This window comes from Paenibacillus agaridevorans, assembly GCF_003112455.1.
Taxonomy (GTDB): Bacteria; Bacillota; Bacilli; order Paenibacillales; family Paenibacillaceae; genus Pristimantibacillus; species Pristimantibacillus agaridevorans.
Genome location: NZ_BDQX01000416.1, coordinates 1 through 211, shown reverse-complemented (window position 1 = coordinate 211; position 211 = coordinate 1). Strand labels below are relative to the sequence as shown.

The following is a 211-nucleotide window of genomic DNA, read 5'->3' as shown; positions in this document are numbered from 1 at the left end:
AAACGCTTCACTTAATACGTGTTTTCTTAAAAGCAGGGATTATGGAAAATGGCTTTGTTCGTCCGAATGAAACGGGCGTTCCGCAAGGCGGACCTTTAAGTCCCATTTTAGCGAATATTTATCTGGACAAATTGGATAAAGAACTAGAAGCAAGAGGACTCTATTTTGTCCGTTATGCGGATGATACGGATATCTTTGTCAAAAGTGAGCG

At 40.8% G+C, this 211-nt stretch carries 1 protein-coding gene; it reads left to right on the top strand.

Going from position 1 to position 211, the window contains the following annotated elements; all coding sequences use genetic code 11:
- Positions 1-211 (top strand): reverse transcriptase domain-containing protein (locus PAT3040_RS31845; RefSeq protein WP_258235265.1); only part of this gene is annotated, 211 nt, incomplete at both ends.